The 19269-nt window shown below is 43.2% G+C and carries 20 protein-coding genes; 5 read left to right on the forward strand and 15 right to left on the reverse strand.

What is annotated here, in order from left to right; genetic code table 11:
• Window positions 1-111: 111 nt before the first annotated feature.
• The gene (locus L3V43_RS00890) at window positions 112-876 is read left to right on the forward strand and encodes an outer membrane protein assembly factor BamD (protein WP_010371025.1); all 765 of its coding nucleotides are present in this window, start codon (window positions 112-114) and stop codon (window positions 874-876) included.
• Between the two features lie 217 nt (window positions 877-1093).
• Here L3V43_RS00890 and glnB read toward each other — a convergent pair whose 3' ends face one another.
• The gene (gene glnB / locus L3V43_RS00895) at window positions 1094-1432 is read right to left on the reverse strand and encodes a nitrogen regulatory protein P-II (protein ID WP_010371023.1); all 339 of its coding nucleotides are present in this window, start codon (window positions 1430-1432) and stop codon (window positions 1094-1096) included.
• Between the two features lie 68 nt (window positions 1433-1500).
• On the opposite strand from glnB, the gene L3V43_RS00900 reads away from it, so the two are divergent.
• On the forward strand, window positions 1501-2106 hold the full coding sequence (locus L3V43_RS00900; RefSeq protein WP_323054426.1) for a GspH/FimT family pseudopilin: 606 nt from the start codon (window positions 1501-1503) through the stop codon (window positions 2104-2106).
• Between the two features lie 90 nt (window positions 2107-2196).
• On the forward strand, window positions 2197-2703 hold the full coding sequence (locus L3V43_RS00905) for a GspH/FimT family pseudopilin (RefSeq protein ID WP_237115892.1): 507 nt from the start codon (window positions 2197-2199) through the stop codon (window positions 2701-2703).
• 63 nt (window positions 2704-2766) lie between these two features.
• Here L3V43_RS00905 and L3V43_RS00910 read toward each other — a convergent pair whose 3' ends face one another.
• From L3V43_RS00910 to murJ, 13 genes are all read right to left on the reverse strand, one after another.
• On the reverse strand, window positions 2767-3207 hold the full coding sequence (locus L3V43_RS00910) for a type IV pilin protein (RefSeq protein ID WP_102057183.1): 441 nt from the start codon (window positions 3205-3207) through the stop codon (window positions 2767-2769).
• Entirely contained in the window at window positions 3200-6337 is a 3138-nt protein-coding gene (locus L3V43_RS00915; RefSeq protein ID WP_237115891.1) for a PilC/PilY family type IV pilus protein, read from the reverse strand. Before L3V43_RS00915 ends, L3V43_RS00910 begins: the two co-directional genes overlap by 8 nt.
• 25 nt (window positions 6338-6362) lie before the next feature.
• Window positions 6363-6824 carry a hypothetical protein gene (locus L3V43_RS00920; protein ID WP_010606674.1) on the reverse strand — a complete coding sequence of 154 codons (462 nt, stop codon included), beginning with the start codon at window positions 6822-6824 and terminating at the stop codon, window positions 6363-6365.
• On the reverse strand, window positions 6812-7819 hold the full coding sequence (locus L3V43_RS00925) for a PilW family protein (RefSeq protein ID WP_235366649.1): 1008 nt from the start codon (window positions 7817-7819) through the stop codon (window positions 6812-6814). Before L3V43_RS00925 ends, L3V43_RS00920 begins: the two co-directional genes overlap by 13 nt.
• Window positions 7816-8373: a type IV pilus modification protein PilV gene (gene pilV / locus L3V43_RS00930; RefSeq protein ID WP_237115890.1), complete on the reverse strand. Its 558-nt coding sequence runs from the start codon at window positions 8371-8373 to the stop codon at window positions 7816-7818. Before pilV ends, L3V43_RS00925 begins: the two co-directional genes overlap by 4 nt.
• A gap of 122 nt (window positions 8374-8495) precedes the next feature.
• Window positions 8496-9182: a LytTR family DNA-binding domain-containing protein gene (locus tag L3V43_RS00935; protein WP_237115889.1), complete on the reverse strand. Its 687-nt coding sequence runs from the start codon at window positions 9180-9182 to the stop codon at window positions 8496-8498.
• The gene (locus tag L3V43_RS00940) at window positions 9179-10183 is read right to left on the reverse strand and encodes a histidine kinase (protein WP_237115888.1); all 1005 of its coding nucleotides are present in this window, start codon (window positions 10181-10183) and stop codon (window positions 9179-9181) included. The genes L3V43_RS00935 and L3V43_RS00940 overlap by 4 nt, the downstream gene beginning before the upstream one ends.
• Window positions 10184-10196: 13 nt before the next feature.
• Window positions 10197-11126, reverse strand: a complete 930-nt coding sequence (gene ispH / locus L3V43_RS00945) for a 4-hydroxy-3-methylbut-2-enyl diphosphate reductase (protein ID WP_039496951.1) — start codon at window positions 11124-11126, stop codon at window positions 10197-10199.
• Entirely contained in the window at window positions 11126-11566 is a 441-nt protein-coding gene (gene fkpB / locus L3V43_RS00950) for an FKBP-type peptidyl-prolyl cis-trans isomerase (protein ID WP_010370993.1), read from the reverse strand. The genes ispH and fkpB overlap by 1 nt, the downstream gene beginning before the upstream one ends.
• Complete coding sequence (gene lspA, locus L3V43_RS00955; RefSeq protein WP_237115887.1) at window positions 11563-12066, reverse strand: signal peptidase II; 504 nt, start codon at window positions 12064-12066, stop codon at window positions 11563-11565. The genes fkpB and lspA overlap by 4 nt, the downstream gene beginning before the upstream one ends.
• A 9-nt stretch (window positions 12067-12075) precedes the next feature.
• A complete protein-coding gene (ileS, locus tag L3V43_RS00960) occupies window positions 12076-14904 on the reverse strand; it encodes an isoleucine--tRNA ligase (RefSeq protein WP_237115886.1) in 2829 nt (942 codons plus the stop codon).
• 21 nt (window positions 14905-14925) lie between these two features.
• Complete coding sequence (gene ribF, locus L3V43_RS00965) at window positions 14926-15852, reverse strand: bifunctional riboflavin kinase/FAD synthetase (protein ID WP_174169977.1); 927 nt, start codon at window positions 15850-15852, stop codon at window positions 14926-14928.
• Window positions 15853-15919: 67 nt separating this feature from the next.
• Window positions 15920-17482, reverse strand: coding sequence for a murein biosynthesis integral membrane protein MurJ (murJ, locus tag L3V43_RS00970; protein WP_010606666.1), 1563 nt, complete (start codon window positions 17480-17482; stop codon window positions 15920-15922).
• 427 nt (window positions 17483-17909) lie between these two features.
• On the opposite strand from murJ, the gene rpsT reads away from it, so the two are divergent.
• Window positions 17910-18170: a 30S ribosomal protein S20 gene (gene rpsT / locus L3V43_RS00975; RefSeq protein ID WP_010370978.1), complete on the forward strand. Its 261-nt coding sequence runs from the start codon at window positions 17910-17912 to the stop codon at window positions 18168-18170.
• 93 nt (window positions 18171-18263) lie between these two features.
• Here the strand turns inward: rpsT and L3V43_RS00980 are convergent, their stop codons facing one another.
• Window positions 18264-18647 carry a response regulator gene (locus L3V43_RS00980; protein WP_010370975.1) on the reverse strand — a complete coding sequence of 128 codons (384 nt, stop codon included), beginning with the start codon at window positions 18645-18647 and terminating at the stop codon, window positions 18264-18266.
• Window positions 18648-18739: 92 nt separating this feature from the next.
• Here L3V43_RS00980 and L3V43_RS00985 point away from each other — a divergent pair, with 92 nt between their 5' ends.
• Entirely contained in the window at window positions 18740-19225 is a 486-nt protein-coding gene (locus L3V43_RS00985) for a hypothetical protein (RefSeq protein ID WP_102057192.1), read from the forward strand.
• The last annotated feature ends 44 nt before the right edge of the window (window positions 19226-19269 follow it).

The raw sequence follows: 19269 nt of genomic DNA on the forward strand, positions 1-19269 counted from the left end.
CTAATTTACCAGTGCAAGCCGTGCTCGACTGGGTTAGAATCGTATTAATGCATAGTTTACTCGGTTTTGCCGAGTTGGCCTAGCCGAAGAAAACAAAGGTAGTAAAATAAAATGATTAAAAACTTAAGGACACACGCCTTTAGGCTGGCGTTAGCCGCGTCTGTTTTGGGTTTGGCAGCCTGTTCATCCGCACCAGAACAAGAAGATATTGAACGCGTACCAAACAAATCCGCCCAAGCGCTTTATGAAGATGCTAAACAAACATTAGATTCAGGTTTATATGCCCGTGCCATTGAATTATTGGGCGCGATTAATGCTCGTTACCCGTTTGGCCCTTATGCAAGACAAGTTCAAATGGACTTAGTCTATGCATATTATCAAACAGGTAACACTGACCAAGCTCTTGCCACTATTGATCGTTTTATTCGCTTAAATCCAAATCATAAAGACCTAGACTACATGTACTACATGCGAGGCCTGGTAAGTATTAAAGCTGACGAAAACGCATTCCAAGAATATTTTGGTGTCGACAGAGCCGACCGCGATGCCAATCGCACCCGCGTTGCTTTTCAGGATTTAACCACGTTAGTTAAAAACTATCCAAACAGTCCGTATGCACCAGAGGCTAAAAAACGCTTAGTATGGTTACTAAACAAAATGGCTCGTTACGAACTGAGAGTCGCTGAATATTACTTCGAGCGTGAAGCATATCTTGCCGCAGCAAACCGTGGTAAATATGTAGTAGAGCACTACTCTCAAAGTAGTTATCTGACCCAAGCTTTTGACATTATGGAAAAAAGCTACCGCAAACTCGGCCTGCCAGACCTTGCAGATAACGTGAAAAAAGCCAAATCGGTTAACGCACGTAACAAATAAATAGAGTGCTAAGTCACGATATCACCGATGTCGTGACTTCTCTCCCAGCAGTACTCGCCTTCAAGCATCCTACAGCAGTAAAAAATACTTGTTTTCTGTACATAGACATCAGCCGTCAGCGTGTTTTATTTGATTCTAGTTGAATAAGGAAGGAACTAGGCTGCCCATAATAGAAGGTAAGCAGCCTTAAAAGGTAAGCATTTGACTTAACAGCGTATTAAATCGCTTCTTCGTCCTCTTCACCTGTACGGATCCGAACCACACGCTCAACATCGGTCACAAAGATTTTACCGTCACCAATTTTGCCCGTTTGCGCAGTTTTTAGGATAACTTCAATGGCTCTGTCAACGTCTTCATCTGCGGTAACAATATCAAGCTTTACTTTAGGCAAGAAATCTACCATATATTCAGCACCGCGATATAACTCAGTATGACCTTTCTGACGACCAAAACCTTTTACTTCACATACCGTCATACCTGTGATCCCCACATCCGAAAGCGCTTCTCGGACATCATCAAGTTTAAACGGTTTAATTATTGCTTCTATTTTCTTCATGACTATCTCGATTCCTTTGGTATAGCGTCGATTTTAGACAATCCGCTTGCCCAAGGCAAACAAAGACATTGAAAGTTGAGGTGATTTCACGCAATAATATTAATCATAAATTATTACTTTTTGGTTGTGAGGCGGTAATGAAACAATCAGCAGGATTCAATCTACTAGAACTGATGATAACCATCGCTATATTGGCTATCGTATTGGCCATTTCATTTAGCTTTGATGGCAACCTGCTGCAACGCAACCGAGCAGAGTCCTTCTTACAAGAATTACAGCGCAATATCGCTTTTGCTCGTGTAAAAGCAACCGCCGCAGACGAAATTGTCATTCTCTGCCCGGCCCCACCAGCAAATATTCAAGCTAGAACCGCATTTACTTGCCAAGATAATTGGGCAACGAACAGAATTAGCGTGTTTGTTGACAGAGATAAAAATGGCACATTTAGTAATGGTGATACTATCCATCGTACGATGGAGGTCGTAGACGATAACGACACTATGGTATTCTCTGGTGACAATCGTCTGAGGTTTGATTCAAGTGGACTCTTGAGTGGTTCAAGCGCTGGTAATTTTACCTATTGTCCTGGTAGTGACGACAACAATCAGCAATTGAGTGTTTCAACTGCCGGCACAGCATTATACCGAGGGAATACGACAGATACCTGTGAATAGCCACAAAAATACTAATATCTCGAAGTGCCAATCTTGCCTTTAATATATAAACGACTAGGCTTAAAGAAAATATAATACGAGGCAAAGGATATGCATCGTCACATGGGTTTTTCCCTATTGGAATCTTTAGTGTGTTTGGCGATTATCACCATCGTCAGTTTATTTTCTCTTCCCAGTCTTACGGCTTTATTTCATTTTGATAAACCAAAAATGAAACTTGAAGCATTGCGGCGAGCCATCAATTTTGCTCGTATTCAGGCTGTTGCAAGCGGTGCAACCGTTACTTTATGCCCACTGAAAAACAATCGCTGCGACGACAAAGAGTGGCACACTCAGTTAACGGTTTTTATCGACTACCGCCCCCAAGGTGAGTTTTCAGGCGATGATTATAAATTAGCGGTTGTGGACTCAGTAGACTCAGGTGACAAACTCACCTACCCAAGAAACGCCATTATATTTCGCCGCTTTGGCCATCTCGCGGGACTCTATAACGGTACTTTTGTCTATTGTAACGCAAGTTCTACCGTGGGGTTGTCGTTGTCAGTTAGCTACACTGGGAGAAGCACTCTAAAAGATACTGATGAGTGTCAAAAGTAAATAACCTAAGCTCGGGGATAGTTAGTATGAATACAAAGGGGAGTTAGCTACTCCCCCCGAAAATTAACGTTCCCAGCACCTATCTATAGCGTCTTGATCCGTTGTCCCAGTCACACCACGAACCCCAAGTTCATCAATAGTTAAAGCTGGGCACTGTTCATCGCCTCGAACCGGCCCTGCTGCGGCTGTTGCAACGATTCTAAAGGTATCTGCAGTAACGTTTTCAAGTGTTACATTGAAATAACCATTTTCTGTTGCCGTCGCTACACCGATTGCCGCTAGATTATCGCTGTAAACTCTATTATCAACAAAAAACTGCTCTTGCTTATTCGCGGCGTCAAGTAACAAAGTCATGGCATCAGCCCTTGCCCCTCTTCTCACATACTCAGTGTAATTAGGGTACGCAATCGCAGAGAGAATACCGATGATCACCACCACTATCATTACTTCAATTAAGGTAAACCCTCTTTCGACTAAACAACCTGCGGAGTTATTTCTATTCATCTTTCCCTTTCTCATCGCTATCTTCTCTCTTATAGATATAAAGCTGTTTAGTCTTTATCTTTGTACTTTTGATTGTGAATATTTCGACCGGCTCTTTAGAAGGTACTGGTTCACTAGGAATACTCGGTGGTGCAAAAGGAGTACTTGCATCAGGTCCTGCTTCAATCCCAGGACCTGGAATATACACAATATTGTCTCTTACTATGATCGAGGGCTTATCTGGTAAGTCTTGTGATGTAATATAGGTTTTTCCTGTTCCATAGTGTAGGTGAAACATATAGAGCTGCCCCTTACCGCCTGTGAGCGTACATTGCTGAGTAGTCTGGTCTGCTGGGGTAAATGACGTAAAATAAGCGACCCCACCAATCACTGTTGATTCTGCTAGCGACTTTTCTCCACCAGACAATTGATACTTCCAACCTTTAAATTGAGCCAGCTTAGCCTCTTCTTTAACGAATTTTTCCAAGTCATTTACCGCATTACCAAAAGGATCATCTTTCATTTCCATTAAATCGCTGATTACTATCGGTTCCGGGATATCCTCAACAAAGGATTTTGTCTTGGTATTCATATCCCTAACCATAAAGAGATAATCTGTTACGCTTGAATCTATTGGCTTTGCGCGATTGCCGCTCCCTATTACAATGGCATCAAACGGCGTATCTTTTCTATCCATTCGATAATCATCTTTTCCTGTGCCAAAGATAGTTTTCGTTACTTGGCTATAGAAGGTTCTTGCTATCGTAGGTTTATAGAAAAAACGTCTATCCTGATCAGCGGCTGTACTACCCAGTTGTGCAAGCTCAAAGTGTGTCCACGGCTCCGTAGGATCATTAGGGTTTGGTCCAGGCATATCTATTCGCCATATACTGCCTGCGGTATCCGCTAAATATATTCGGTCGCTAAAGCCATCGTAGTCCGAATCCGTCAATGCAGGTTGCGCAACGATGCTATGCTCCCCCTTAAACGCATCTCCAGTAAGCGACCAAACGATATCAGCATTGTTTGACATGATATCGACCATGTAAATACCAACACCTTTGTTATTCTCATCGACTGAGCGCGATACATTATCCTTGTTGGTGTTATAACCTGCAGCAAAAATCAATACGGGTCTATTCTTTTGCTTTTCAATAAAGCTGACGACAGGCTTAGACCACGTTTGTCCCAAATCTTTAAACTTATTTGAATCACCAGAAATAGGCCCACCCCAAAGTAATGATGGCGAATCAGGGTTAGTGATATCGAAACCATAGTACTTGTTTCCACCACGGCGCATACCAACAAAGGCCCACACCTTGTCACCAGACTCTACTTTTCGGTTTTTATTGATATCATGAAAATAGACAGTAATTGGGCCATCCATGCCATATAACTTGGTTTCTGCTTTTTCCGTTTTCACTGGGTTTAAGATAGATAAAAGCGACTTCGGAATAAATGCCCAACTTTCGCTTACACTGTTACCATTGTCTTTGAACATGTGTAACACACCAGCATTGGTGCCTACTAAGATGCGAACGTCACCATTCCCATAGTCAATTGATGCTGGCTTTGAATGAAGCGGATCTGCAAATATATCGGCTCTTCTATCCGAAGAAAAACCATCTCCATCGTCATCATCTACATCTTTGCCAATTACCCAGTTGAAGACTTCTTGTAACTGGCTTTTACTGGCACCACTTAGGCCCATCGCATCCGCTAATTGTGTTCGGCCACCGTATACACTCTCTGCATTATCATAAGTAAATTCAACTAACGAGCCGCCGTCAAAATCCGACAGCACTTTTCTCGTTAGTTGATTTTCCAAAGCGTAGTTAACACCACCCTTTTCAATATTATTGCCATCCTTCGAGCCTCCAGCTGACCAAAAGGTGGTAATACTGTTTGAGATTGCGCCTTTTTCATCTATCGCGGGGGTACCTTCTTGGCCCACCACTTTTTTATTTTCAAATTTTAATTTTTTAAGGTTACCGCGCCAGCGAGTATGAGTTTCCGGCTTAAACTGAGTGTAGTATAAAGCGTTTCCAGTTTGTGTCGGGTCTTGTGCGTTGGCAGACACGGTTGGTGAACTAAAGCTTGCACTCACATTTCTGATATTGGTAATCGTGGTTTTGAGCACGTCCGACAAGTCGTTTGCGGTATGCGCATGAAGATATTGCCCACCACCTTGCGTCGCGGTTTCTTTAAGCAGATCTATGCCTGTACCCGACATACCATTACCAAAACCAATCGTGAAGACCCGTGCAAAATCGTGTTCATCAGGTGTAGAAGGATATAAGTCAACTTTAACTTGAGACGTACCGCGCATTGTTTTAGCTAATGCGGGTAAATAATTTTTAGTGACACCAGAACCTTCATTTATATCAAAGTAATTGGGATAAGAGCCATAGACTGAAAAATATTCATTCACTATGCTATTGTTTGAGCTAGTGTCACTGGTTGGATCTCCATCTGTCATTAAAATTAAATTAATTGAGGTATCGCAGCGTTCATCCGCGCCACGGGCTGGAGTAAACGCGGAGATATAATTACCACGACGCTCTATACTCTTATCTCTATCGTTTCCACCGTTTTCGCCCCAGTAGACATCTCCACCTTTAAGGTAGTTATACAACTCCCATAAGGTTTCAGATAACGGCGTTGAGCCAGACGCTGGTAATGCATTTATTTTTTCTACAATGTCATCACTACTACTACCAATACCATTTAATATATAACCGCCACTTGAAGAATATAGGCGAGATAAACCAAATTGGATATCTGCGTTGTCTCTCACCAGTTTACGCATCGCGTTTTGCGCAACTTTGAGGCGGCTATCAGCACAGCCCTGTACAGCTTGATTGTACTCATTTGCTTGATAACAGTTACTACCGTTAAAGCACTCTGTTTCTCGGTATCCATAACGTGTTTCATAACGCCAGCCAGTCCACACGCGATATGAGTAACGCTCATAACACGCCTTACCATTTTGTGAGTCCCACGCCATACTGCCCGATGTATCAAATAACATTAATACTCTGGGCTGCTCACGGGTAGAGACATTATGTTTAACGTAAAGCTCGATATCTTCGGCCTGAGCGATTTGTGTCAACGCGGACCAAGTAATTAAAATACAAAATAACTTTTTCATAATTTATATCCGAAGAAGTCTATAATTAATTTGAAACACTGACTATTTCTTGCCCAATACCCATCACAATAGTTACATTGTGACGACCTCTATCGCCGTAATCCACCGTCGCCTGGACTTCCGTCATGTTACAGACGAATCCATCCGTGTAATCAAATTGCCGAGGACAAAATAACTCAAGCTCTCCATTGTTTAAGTTCGTTACGGTCGCTTGTAAGCCATTGGGTGTTTGTACTGTTGCCCCATCGTCTGCTAGCTGCTGCCGTGAGCGTAAAAACACATTATTGGGGGCTCGCTGCTCTTGTCGTATTAATCTCTGCATTTCACCAAACAGTAAGCTCTCGGCTTCTTCTCGTTCCATCACCGCATGCGTCATTTTAATATCCAAGGTACTTGTGCTCATTAAAGTCACTGCAACCGCCATAACAGCAACCACCATCACCATCGCCATGATCAGCACTACACCTCGTTGCTTTACATTTCCCATGCTGAGCCTCCCATGTTGTACATCGAAATCGTGGTTGAGAAAACCGTTCTGCGAACCGCATCTGTATAAGTTAGCTCTCGACGAGCAGGATCATTACCAAGATAATATGTTCGCTTTTGCACCCCGAAATCTGCATCAGGCTGTAATACTCTAACTAAAACAAACAGCTGCAAAGACAAAATGCCTCGTGTTCCGCTCCAATCAGCCTCAGACATATTCGCAGTATGCCTGTATCTGTCTACGCGGCCGTCATAGTCGGTATCTAAACCAAACACAAACCGTATCTGTTCAACACCTTCAATCACTAGCTCATCAACCATTCCACCGCTAATTAATAGCCTCTTCCGCCTCAACACTGGAACAGTAATCGTACGATTATTGATAACTTGCTCTTCTTCACTCACATAGTAAACATGATGGCTATAGGGCCATAATGTGGCATTTACACTTGGCATATCGACAATGCTATTACCAGCAATAAACTCTGCTTGCTCCTGCTGTGCAATAAAATAGTACCTAGTCTTCTGTACCTCCCCTGCATTCGGAACTAATCCCGTGATACCTACAGGGTTACCTTCAAGAAATTTCATTTGCAACACCTCAGACTGAGGCACAGCTCGAGAGATACACCCTAGTGCTGATGCACCATTTGTGACTGTTGCCCATATAGGCCTAAAATTTGTTGGGTCATTGTTAGGGAAACTTCCGTTGTTAGGTCCGCCAGAACAATCGTTCCCAGGGTTTGCCGGTGCATTTTGATTAGTAGCAGTGAAACCCTTGTCGTAAAAAGTTCCCCAGAAACCTACTTGCTCAATATCACGGCGCATTATTGATAGAGCCAAGCGACCCTTTTCTTGTAATTCTCCAATTTGCATCGTGTCATTGGTGGTCGCCTTCATACCTATGTATGTTGCTATAACACCTGCCAATAACATTACACCAATGAACATGGCGATCATTATTTCTAATAAAGTAAACCCTAACATCCTTTTCATGGCTCACTCCTAATTAAAACAAATGTGTCCATAACTACTGCTCTGCGTCTATCATCAACCGTGCCACAATCTCCCGCGGGATTATTCGCAAGGGCTGTCATGGCTTGACGACCTCGCCAAGTGACAATGACCTGTACATTTACCCCTGATGTATCACCGGCAACGGAGGTGGGGTTAATACACACTACCGCGTTATCCAATGAGCCTGTATTTTCCCTTGCTCTTATCGCTTGACGCCAATTAGCAATATCTGTTTTCGCAAGCGTTTCTGCATTACAGCGCTGTGTATAACACGTGGTGTTTGCCTGTACGTCTTCGGTACTATTAAAGTCAACATCGTAAAGTGTGGTTATATTTGCCGCATCATTACTACGAATACGATGCATAATGTCACTGGCAAGCTCGACCGCTGCTGCTCGCTGCATAGAATCAAAACTTGCCTGCTTAGCTTTTGCTTGTAATGCCACAGCACCAAGCAGCCCAAAGCTTAAAATCATAAACGCAATAAGCACTTCTAACAGTGTGAAGCCATGTTGCTTTAGCGAAATATGCATATCTCAACCAGAATTCAATTGTCCTAGCTTCAGTGTAAGCAGTCGTCTTTGAAACTCAATACGGGATAGTATGAAAGGTCTATTGAGGCGATAAACGGTTTATTCACCGCTTAGCTTAACACTCAAAATAATGTTTTTAGTTGGGTGTAAGCTCTACGGCTAACTTCATAGCGATTGGGCAGCGACTTGAGGCAAACATAGTGCTTTTGTTCATGTAGTTCTAAAGCCGAAATTTCTGTTCGCTTAACTAATGTACTGCGATGGATTTGAATAAAATGTGTTGGAAACTTATCTAACAGTGACTTGAGTGACATGTCAATTAATGCTTGTAGGCCGGAATTCAAGGTTATTCGCGTATATTTTTCATCCGCCTCGGCAACAATAACATCCGAAACCTGAACGTAACGCAACTCACTGCCAACGTAATAGCTGAGCGTCTCCATACTCGGAAAGATAGTAGTCAATAAAGCATCTAGCTTATCACTATCTAGTGGCTTCACTAAATAACCATTGGCGTGCAGTTCAAATGCTTCTAACGCATATTCCGGATGCGCCGTTAGAAACACGATTTTCATCCTCGGAAATTGCAGGCGTAATTGACTCGCAAGCTCAACACCTGACTGACCCGGCATCGAAATATCAAGAAAAATTAGCTGTACAGGCTCCTGATTTAGTAGCGCTTCCACACCGTCAGCGCAGTCAACTTCACCGATACAACGAAAGCTTGCGTGCTTTTGCATTAATCGTTTAACGCGAGCTCTTGCCAACGGCTCATCATCCACAATAAGGTAAGATATTACTGTTTTCATAGCGGTAGCGAAAAACTGACGGTATAGCTATCTTGACTGGCTTCGGTTTTAAAATCAATTGGCTGATTGTAGTGTAAAGCCAAGCGGCGTCTGATGTTACTTATCCCAATGCCATGCCCTTGGTGCGTCGGCTTTAATTTTGCGTCATAGCTGTTAAAAATTACCACCGTTAAGGTGCGTTTACTACAGTGAATATGAATACGAATATCCGCTCCATTTGGGTTTGGCTCTACCCCATGGCTAACCGCGTTCTCCACCAATGGCTGTAATATCAACGCAGGGATCAAAACATCTCCCAAGACATTGTCTAATTCCCACTCTACCCTCAAACGCTCTGCAAAGCGCCACTGCTCAAGTGCTAAATACGCTTTGCATAAAGATATTTCACTTTCTAGCGGAACAATATTTTGTGTGGACATCGCAGCGCGAGATAAATCGGCAAGGGCTAATGCTGACTTTTCTGCTGCAGTTGGATCGATATGAGTCAATTCGGCCACGGTATTGAGTGAGTTATATAAAAAGTGCGGCCGAATTCTCGCATGTAACGCTTCAAGTTCCGCTTGAGATAGCGCTTTCACCTTACGAATATTATCGGTAAAGATAGCTAAGAAATGCGCGAAAAGTGTGATAATGCAAAGACATATTGCGATGTTACGCCATAAGCTCAATTCAATTTTTGCCTCATCAATCCAACCGAGCAGTGTAAAACCATAGGGAAAAGCCGTACTAGTGACAACAGTACAAAGCACGAAGACAGAAATGAGAATACCTGCTTCAACTAGATCTGAGCGCTTCTCAACAGCGTGGCGCACAATCGCTATCACGGCAAGTGATAAAAAGGCAGTGAAATGAATAAATAAGCTGCTTAATCCAAGGGATTGCCAAAACGCAGTCGCGGAAATCAGCGTATATAAAAAGGCGAGGATTTGCGAGGCAACTAGCAATGCTAGCACACCTCGCTCACTCAATAGTGCAGACAACAACCTGATACGCGGTGTCATCGTGCTAACTCTCTTATCTGAGTTCTACTGGTACGGCAAACACGACATTTTCTTCTTGTCCTGGGTTCTCAACTACCGTTTCCCCACCAAGTTCTTTAAGTCGAGTGATAACCTGTTGAACCAACACTTCAGGTGCAGATGCGCCGGCAGTTACACCTACCTTTGCAACCCCATCGAACCAAGTTTCTTCGATAGAAGATGCATCATCGATAAGAAACGCCTTGGTGCCCATTTTATCTGCAAGTTCTCTCAAGCGGTTAGAGTTCGAGCTATTTTTCGCCCCAACCACAAGCAACAAATCAACTTTGTCAGCTAAGTCGCGAACTGCATCTTGGCGGTTTTGCGTAGCATAACAGATATCATCTTTTCGAGGACCACTGATGTTCGGAAACTTGCTACGCAGTGCGTCAATTACATCCGCAGTGTCATCTACCGATAATGTTGTTTGACTGCAATAGAACACATTGTCAGCATCTTTCACTTCGAGTGCTGCTACATCCTCTGGTTTTTCAACGAGATAAATACCACCATTCGGATTGTCATACTGACCCATAGTACCCTCAACTTCAGGGTGCCCATGGTGCCCAATCAAAATACACTCAGTACCTCTGCGGCTAGCACGCGTCACTTCCATATGCACCTTTGTCACTAACGGACAAGTTGCATCAAAGACTTTTAACTCTCGGCGCTTCGCTTCATTACGTACTTGCTGAGAAACACCATGCGCGCTGAAAATAACAATACTGTCGTCTGGCACTTCATTTAGCTCTTCAACGAATACCGCACCACGAGACTTCAGACCATCAACAACATATTTGTTATGAACAACTTCATGGCGAACGTAAATAGGCGCTTCGAAAATATCGAGTGCACGCTCAACAATGCTAATCGCTCTATCTACACCTGCACAGAATCCTCTCGGGTTTGCCAGCAAGATATCCATTAGTTATTTACCTCAAGAATTTCAACTTCAAACGTTACTTTTTGGCCTGCAAGCGGGTGATTGAAATCGACAGTTACCGAGTCGCCAGCTACTTCTCGGATCAATCCAGGTAAGTCAGTACCATCTGGTTGCGTAAATGCAATGATGCTACCTACTTGAGCGGGGGTTTCTGCGCCAAATTTGCTTCTATCAACATAGTAGATATTGTCAGGATTTGGTTGTCCAAACGCGTCTTCTGGCTCTAGCTCAAAAGATTTCTCATCGCCCGCTTTTAATCCAAGCAAACACTTTTCAAAATTTTCCGTCAGGCTGCCATCACCCATAAACAACTTAGCGGGTTTATTATGAACTTTGGTAGAATCTGCTGCTGAACCGTCTGATAACTTGATTGAAAAATGGAACAAGACTTCAGACTTTGCTCCAATTAGTTGCTCACTCACGCATTTTTCTCCTGTGGTTTATCGCCACTGGTAAAGGCATCGAAAATTAATAGGGCAGCACCGCCGACAATGGCTATGTCTGCGACATTAAACGCTGGATAGTGCCAATCCTGATAATAGAAATGTAGGAAGTCAATCACATAACCATGAATAATGCGGTCGTATAAATTTCCTACCGCACCACCTAATACCAGCGCATAAGCTAATCCCAACTTCCAATTTGATGCTGGCAATTTACGAAGCCAAAAAATCAATAAAGTGCTAATAGCAACGGCAATGCCACTTAAAAAGTAACGCTGCCAGCCACCAGCTTCACTTAAGAAGCTAAAAGCCGCACCATAGTTATGCATATAGGTGAGATTGAATATAGGCAAAATATCTATGGACTCATAGAGTTCCATTTCAGCCATAACCAGTGCTTTGGTGAAATAGTCTACTGCAAAAAGCAGTAGACTAAGCCACAACCACACCAGACCACTTTTCTGTGTAGTTTGTGTCACGTTTTACTCCTAGGCGAATTGACGCTGCTCGCCGTCACCTTCAACGTTACTAATACAACGGCCACAGATATCTGCATGTTGCTCATTCTTACCTACGTCGTCCGTATAGTGCCAACAACGATCACATTTTTTAGCCGATGTTGCCGCTACACTAATGTATAAACCATCAATTTCTGATGAAATTGCATTTTCTGGTTTGTTGTTGACTACTTCTACCGTTGCTTTCGAAGTTAGTAAAACGAAGCGCAATTCGTCGCCAATGGCATTGAGCTGCTCAGCTAAGTCACCGCCAGTATATAGCGTTACTTCAGCCTGTAGCGTCGCACCGATCACTTCTTCTTTACGTGCATTCTCGAGTACACGGTTTACTTCATCACGTACCGCCAGTAGGTTTTGCCAGTACTCGTTATTTAACGAGCCTTCTGTCGCCCCTTCAATTGCATCATACCAAGTATCCGTGAATACAAACTGGCCACGCTCACCTGGTAATACTTCCCAGATTTCTTGTGCAGTAAAGCTCATGATTGGCGCCATCCAACGTGTCATCGCTTCGGCGATATGATAAAGCGCTGATTGACAAGAACGACGGGCATGGCTATCACTTTTCGCCGTGTACTGACGGTCTTTAATCACGTCTAGATAGAACGAGCCCAATTCACCAGTACAGAAATTCATAAGCTTCTGTGTTACTTGAAGCATTTGATACTTGTCGTACGCTGTTTTGATCTCAGTTTGTAGCTGTGCAGCACGCGCAACAATCCAGCGATCTAGCTCAACCATATCTTCAATTGCTACTAAATTCGTTTTTGGATCAAAGCCGCTTAGGTTCGCAAGTAGATAACGACTTGTGTTACGAATACGACGATAACGGTCAGCTGAGCGCTTAAAGATTTCATCAGACACAGTCATTTCGGCCGTATAATCGGTAGAAGCTACCCATAAACGTAAAATATCTGCACCTAGTTTGTTCATGATGTCTTGCGGCGAGATCACGTTGCCTAATGACTTAGACATCTTGTGGCCTTTTTCATCGACCGTGAAGCCGTGCGTTAACACTTGCTTATAAGGTGCATGACCATTGATAGCAACTGAAGTCATCATTGATGACATAAACCAACCACGGTGCTGATCCGAGCCTTCAAGGTAAAGATCTGCAGGACCTGTTAAATCTTCGCGTGCATCAACAACACACGCATGCGTTACACCTGAGTCAAACCATACGTCTAGCGTATCTTGTACTTTTACGTACTGTTGAGCATCTGCTTCACTTAATAGCGCGCTAGGCTCTAAGTCGTACCACGCCTGAATACCCTTTTCTTCCACTAATTTAGCAACGGCTTCAATAAGGGCTTCCGTTTCAGGATGTAGGCTACCGGTGTCTTTATCGACAAATAATGCGATTGGTACACCCCAAGTACGCTGACGTGAAATACACCAGTCAGGGCGACCTTCAACCATGTTTGCGATGCGGCTTTCACCCCACTCTGGTAACCATTCTGTCTTTTTGATTTCATTCAGTGAATCAGCACGTAGGTTAGCCTGATCCATGCTGACGAACCATTGTGGCGTCGCACGGAAAATAATAGGAGTTTTGTGACGCCAGCAATGAGGGTAACTATGCGTTAGCGCCTTATGACGGAACAACACACCTTTCTCAGTTAATAACTCAATGATGCTGTCATTTGCTTTAAATACGTGCTGACCTGCAAAAATCGGCGTATCTGGTAGATAAACACCATTTGCACCAACAGGGTTAGCAACTTCTAGACCGTAAGCCTGACCCGCTGCAAAGTCTTCTTGACCGTGACCAGGTGCTGTGTGAACGATACCAGTACCTGAGTCTGTTGTTACGTGCTCACCTAAAATAACAGGCACATCGAAATCTAAGAATGGGTGTGCAACGCGCAGATTCTCAAGTGCAGCGCCTTTCGCGTAACCTAGTACGTGGAAGTGCTTGAATCCAAAACGATCAACAGCGTCTTTTACTAATTCAGAACCAAGCACAATACGCTGCTCTTGACCTTCATCTTCAATTTGTACCAGCGCATACTCTAGCGCGCCGTGTACTGCCACAGCGCGGTTTGCTGGTAATGTCCAAGGCGTTGTAGTCCAAATTGCGGTACTTACTTCGCCCTTGCCTTCATGGCCTTCGGCCAAGCCAAACGCACCAATGATTGCCGCTTGATCAGCAAACACAAATTTTACGTCGATTGCTGGCGATTGTTTGTCTTGGTATTCAACTTCCGCTTCTGCAAGCGCTGAACCACAATCCGTACACCAGTGAACTGGCTTTGCACCTTTGTGCAGGTGACCATTTTTGATAATACGACCAAGCACACGAATAGCATTGGCTTCAAAATCAAAGTTCATGGTTAAGTATGGCTTATCCCAGTCACCTAACACACCAAGGCGTTTGAAATCTGTTTTTTGGCCATCAACTTGCTTTTTAGCATAGTCGCGGCACTTTTCACGGAATTCAGCAGCCGATACTTTCTTACCTGGTTTGCCTACTTTCTTTTCCACCTGTAGCTCAATTGGAAGACCATGACAGTCCCAACCAGGTACGTAAGGTGCATCAAAATCAGAAAGCGTTTTTGACTTAATAATAATATCTTTTAGGATTTTGTTTACTGAGTGACCTAGGTGAATATCACCATTTGCATACGGAGGACCGTCATGCAAAATAAATGGCTTTTTACCTTTTTTCGCAATGCGAATTTGACCGTATAGGTCTTCTTCATACCATTTTTTCAGCATCTTTGGTTCGCGTTGCGCCAAATTACCACGCATCGGAAACTCGGTTTCCGGTAGATTTAAAGTATGTTTGTAGTCGCTCATTTATCCTACTTTCCGTATCGGCTACGTTAAAGAAAAACACTGTTTTGCATTGCTAACATCACGACTGATTTGTTCTGTTAACTGCGACAATGTTTCGAATTTTTGCTCATCGCGAAGCTTTTCAATTAGCTCCACTTTCATAAACTGACCGTAGATGGTCTCATTAAAATTAAACAGATGCACCTCTAAAAGGGCTTTCGTTCCGTTTAGGGTTGGCTTAGTGCCAACATTTGCTACACCATAATGTGTTTTGTGATTCACAGTCGCTTTGACCGCATACACACCGCGCACAGGGCTCACTTGGCGTTTTAAGGCAATATTTGCAGTATGGAAACCAAGCTCTCTGCCTTTCTTCCAACCGTGAATAACACGGCCTGAAATGGCATAGGTATGGCCCAACATATCATGTGCTTGACGCAAATCACCAGCCGCAAGTGCCGTGCGGATCAACGTGCTACTTACACGACAATCTTGCTTGCGAAAACTTGCCGTGTCTTTTACTTGCATACCTAGCGGTTCGCCTACTTGCTTTAACATTGCAAAATCACCAGCACGTTCACGGCCAAAACGAAAATCATCGCCGACCGTGAGCGCCTTGGTTCCAAGCTTTGTCACTAGGACTTCTTTGATAAATTGCTCTGCATCTTGCGAGGCAAATTTGCGATTAAAATTGACGCAAATGACTCGCTCTATGCCAAGCTCTTGCAACAGGACTAGCTTATCACGTAATCGCGTCAGCCTAGCCGGTGCTTTATCTTTGGCAAAAAACTCCAAGGGCTGCGGTTCAAATAACATCACTGTGCTTGGAAGTTGATAGTGTTTTGCGTCGCTAATCAGCCCCTTCAAAACCTCTACATGTCCAAGATGAACCCCGTCAAAGTTTCCAATCGTCAACACACAACCAAAATGATGTGGTCGAATATTATGGATCCCTCGGATTAGTTGCATAGTGCCGTGCCTTTGTGCAGCAAATATCAAAGAGCCCGATTATACCCAAGTTGCTTAAAAATGCGAATCAAGCATCTCGGATTGTGCTCAATCTTACCCCTAGTATAAATAGTAAACTAAAATAGCTCACCATTGCGGTTACTAATAATCCGCAAAGTAATAGCACCTGCTCCATCAGTCCCCACTCTAGCCATTCAAAGCGGGCGCCGAGAAAGTATACGCATGCTGCCATCATGGCCGCTGAAATAAAGCATTTGGCAGTAAAACCAAGAGAAAATGCGCTTAGCTGATACACACCTTGATGTGACAGCTGACGATAAAGTAAAAACGCATTACAAGACGCCGACAATGAAGTTGCCAATGCTAGGCCTAGATAACCAATAAACGGTGCTAAGATAAGATTGAAAACCATATTGAGTGCCATGGTAATAATACCAATACGAACAGGCGTTTTGGTATCTTGTCTGGCGTAAAAGCCCGGCGCCAGTACTTTAATCAACATAAAGCTTAACAAGCCAACGGAATATGCGGCTACCCCTAAGCTTACCTTATTTATATTGTCTGCATTTTGAGAAACAAACTCACCGTGTCCAAACAATACTGAAATAATAAGTGGGCTTGTCACCATCAGCCCTAGCATCGCTGGTAATCCCAAGAAGATGACAAAACGTACACCCCAATCTAGTGTTTTCTGAAAGTCTGCACTTTTTTCTCCTGCGTGTAATTTAGAAAGTGCAGGCAGTATCACGGTCGCAATACCGATACCAAATAGGCCGAGTGGAAACTCAATTAATCTGTCTGAATAATAAAGCCAAGCAATCGATCCCGTCACGAGAAAAGAGGCAATGACGGTATCCAGTAGTAAGTTAATTTGGCTAACAGAAACACCAAATAATGCTGGGATCATCAGAGTTCTTACTTTGGTTATTTCAGGGCTCCGCCATGCAAATTGAGGGCGACTCAAGACTTTTAAGCGCAACAAGAATGGGATCTGGAATAATAGTTGAACAATACCACCAATAAATACACCGAGTGCTAGAGCGTACGCACCTTGTGCAAATTTATCATGGAGAAAAATAGCGCAGCCAATAATCGACACGTTGAGTAAAACTGGCGTAAAGGCCGCTGCGGCAAAGCGATTATAAACATTCAGTACCGCCCCACTAAGTGCAACTAATGAAACAAAAAATAAGTAAGGAAAGGTGAGCTTTAATAGTGCGCTTGCAAGCACAAATTTTTCGGCATCTGCACCACCTTGCCACCAGTCGAGAAACCAGCTTGTGCCAAATAATGCGGCGATCACAGGCGAGCCTATCACCCCTAAAATAGTAACAATAAGCAATACAGTCCCGAGTGTCCCAGCGGCTTGTGCAACGAATAACCTTACTCTATCGTCTCCATGCTTTTCTTTAATTTCTGAAAGTACAGGAACAAAGGCCTGAGCAAACGCGCCTTCTGCAAATAACCTACGCAAAAAATTAGGGATCCGGTTGGCGAATAAAAAGACATCGGCGGCCAATCCTGCGCCCAATAGGTTTGCCACGACGGCATCTCGAACGAGGCCCAGAACCCGCGAAATCATAGTCATGGCACTGACAATCATACCCGATTTAAATAACCCTTTTGCCACCTTAACTCCTAAATTCAGTGAATCGCGGCAGATTATGCCACAGTCGTTGTGCATTTAGCACTAGGCGTGCCCTGTCAGCTTTGATACAATACGCGCCATTAACCTTGGTAGGCCTGTTTCACCTTGTGAAATTTGACTGTTTACTTTGGTTCAGACCTGAGATTTTCAAGGCACTTTGTGAAGCTACGCTTTGCAAATTATTAGTGCAACTTGGGATATTACGGGTTTACTTGCCTGCTATAGAAGTAAAAATGTCGCATAGCAACGTTTTGATTTGTACAGGTTAAGAATTGAGAATAGCCCAAGTCGAGTCTTGGGTGTTGAACATTAGGCCGCGCTTGTTAATTTATATTGACTTTTGCGATTAAAACAGGCATATTCCTCGGCCTTTAAATTAAGCTTATTTTAAGATTGTTAGGAGCAAACCTTGGCTAACATCAAGTCTGCAAAAAAACGCGCTATCACTAGCGAAAAGCGTCGTAAGCACAACGCAAGCCGTCGTTCAATGATGCGTACATACTTCAAAAAAGTAATCGCTGCAATTGAAGCTGGTGATAAAGAAGCTGCAACTCAAGCATTCGCTGTTGCTGCACCTATCCTAGACCGTTACGCAACTAAAGGTCTAATCCACAAAAACAAAGCTGCTCGTCATAAGAGCCGTTTAGTTGCTAAGATCAAAGCACTTTAATTTGTTGCTGGATTGAAAAAACCGACATTATGTCGGTTTTTTTATGTCTGTAATTTATATACTTTGGTATCAAAAGATAAAATCAGTGCCGTTTTAAACCAATTCTAAATCTGGGTAAAACTTCTTCAGCATAGCCGCGATTTTCTTTGGCGAAAATGGCTTAACAACAAAACCTTTAGCACCGCGCTCAATCGCATCTTTAACATTGTCTACCGTTGAGTGTGCCGACACCATAACGACATTAATATTCGGGTTTATTTCATTTAGGGTTGCAATTAACTCTTTACCATCACCATCGGGCAGCTCAATATCTAAAAAGACAATATCAAAATGTTGCTCTTCACATGACTTTACGCATTGCGTTGCAGTGGAGGCTTCTCTCACATGATCAATGCCTAAGTGCATTAAGGTTTGATGTAAAAAGCTGCGAACTGTCCCTACATCATCGACGATTAAAATAGAGATGTTTTGATCCATAGTCCTTTCCCGTAGGCTGTAGTGTAAAAATAAGCTATTATACTTAGCATAGAAGCATTATAGAGACCTGCAACTAAAAGGCTACTTAAAGCATGGCAAAACCATCAAAAAAACAATCGCTTTTAGGTCAAGTACAGTCCAATCAAAAGAAACGCACTAGTACAACAAAAAACCGTCGACCATCGCCACAACAAATTGCAGCGATAAAGGCTCAACAAACCGCGCAAGCACGGCAAACAAATACACCTCAAACACAAGCAGCTACAGATAACGATAAACCCAAGGGTAAAGGTAAGTGGATAGTGTTTGCTGTGATTGGTGTTTTATTTATTATCCTGCCAAAACCACAACTGATTACTTATGAAAAATTAGGCCTTGTGGCTAGTAGTGTATATTGGTCTGGTCTTCCTGGTATAGATCCTGTGCTATTCGATTCAAACTTACATCCAAAGCCTGCGCTTGAGCGCAATACACTATATTTATGCCACGATTTGAAAAATCCTGACTCCTGTCAGAAGTACCAAATCGTTAAGCAAGAAGGGTTTATTGCAGCCATGATGAAGCTGCTCCAAGGCTAAAGCGAAAAAGCAACGAAAATGCCTCTCTATTGGGGCATTTAAAC

The organism is Pseudoalteromonas sp. L23 (assembly GCF_021728455.1).
Taxonomy (GTDB): Bacteria; Pseudomonadota; Gammaproteobacteria; order Enterobacterales; family Alteromonadaceae; genus Pseudoalteromonas.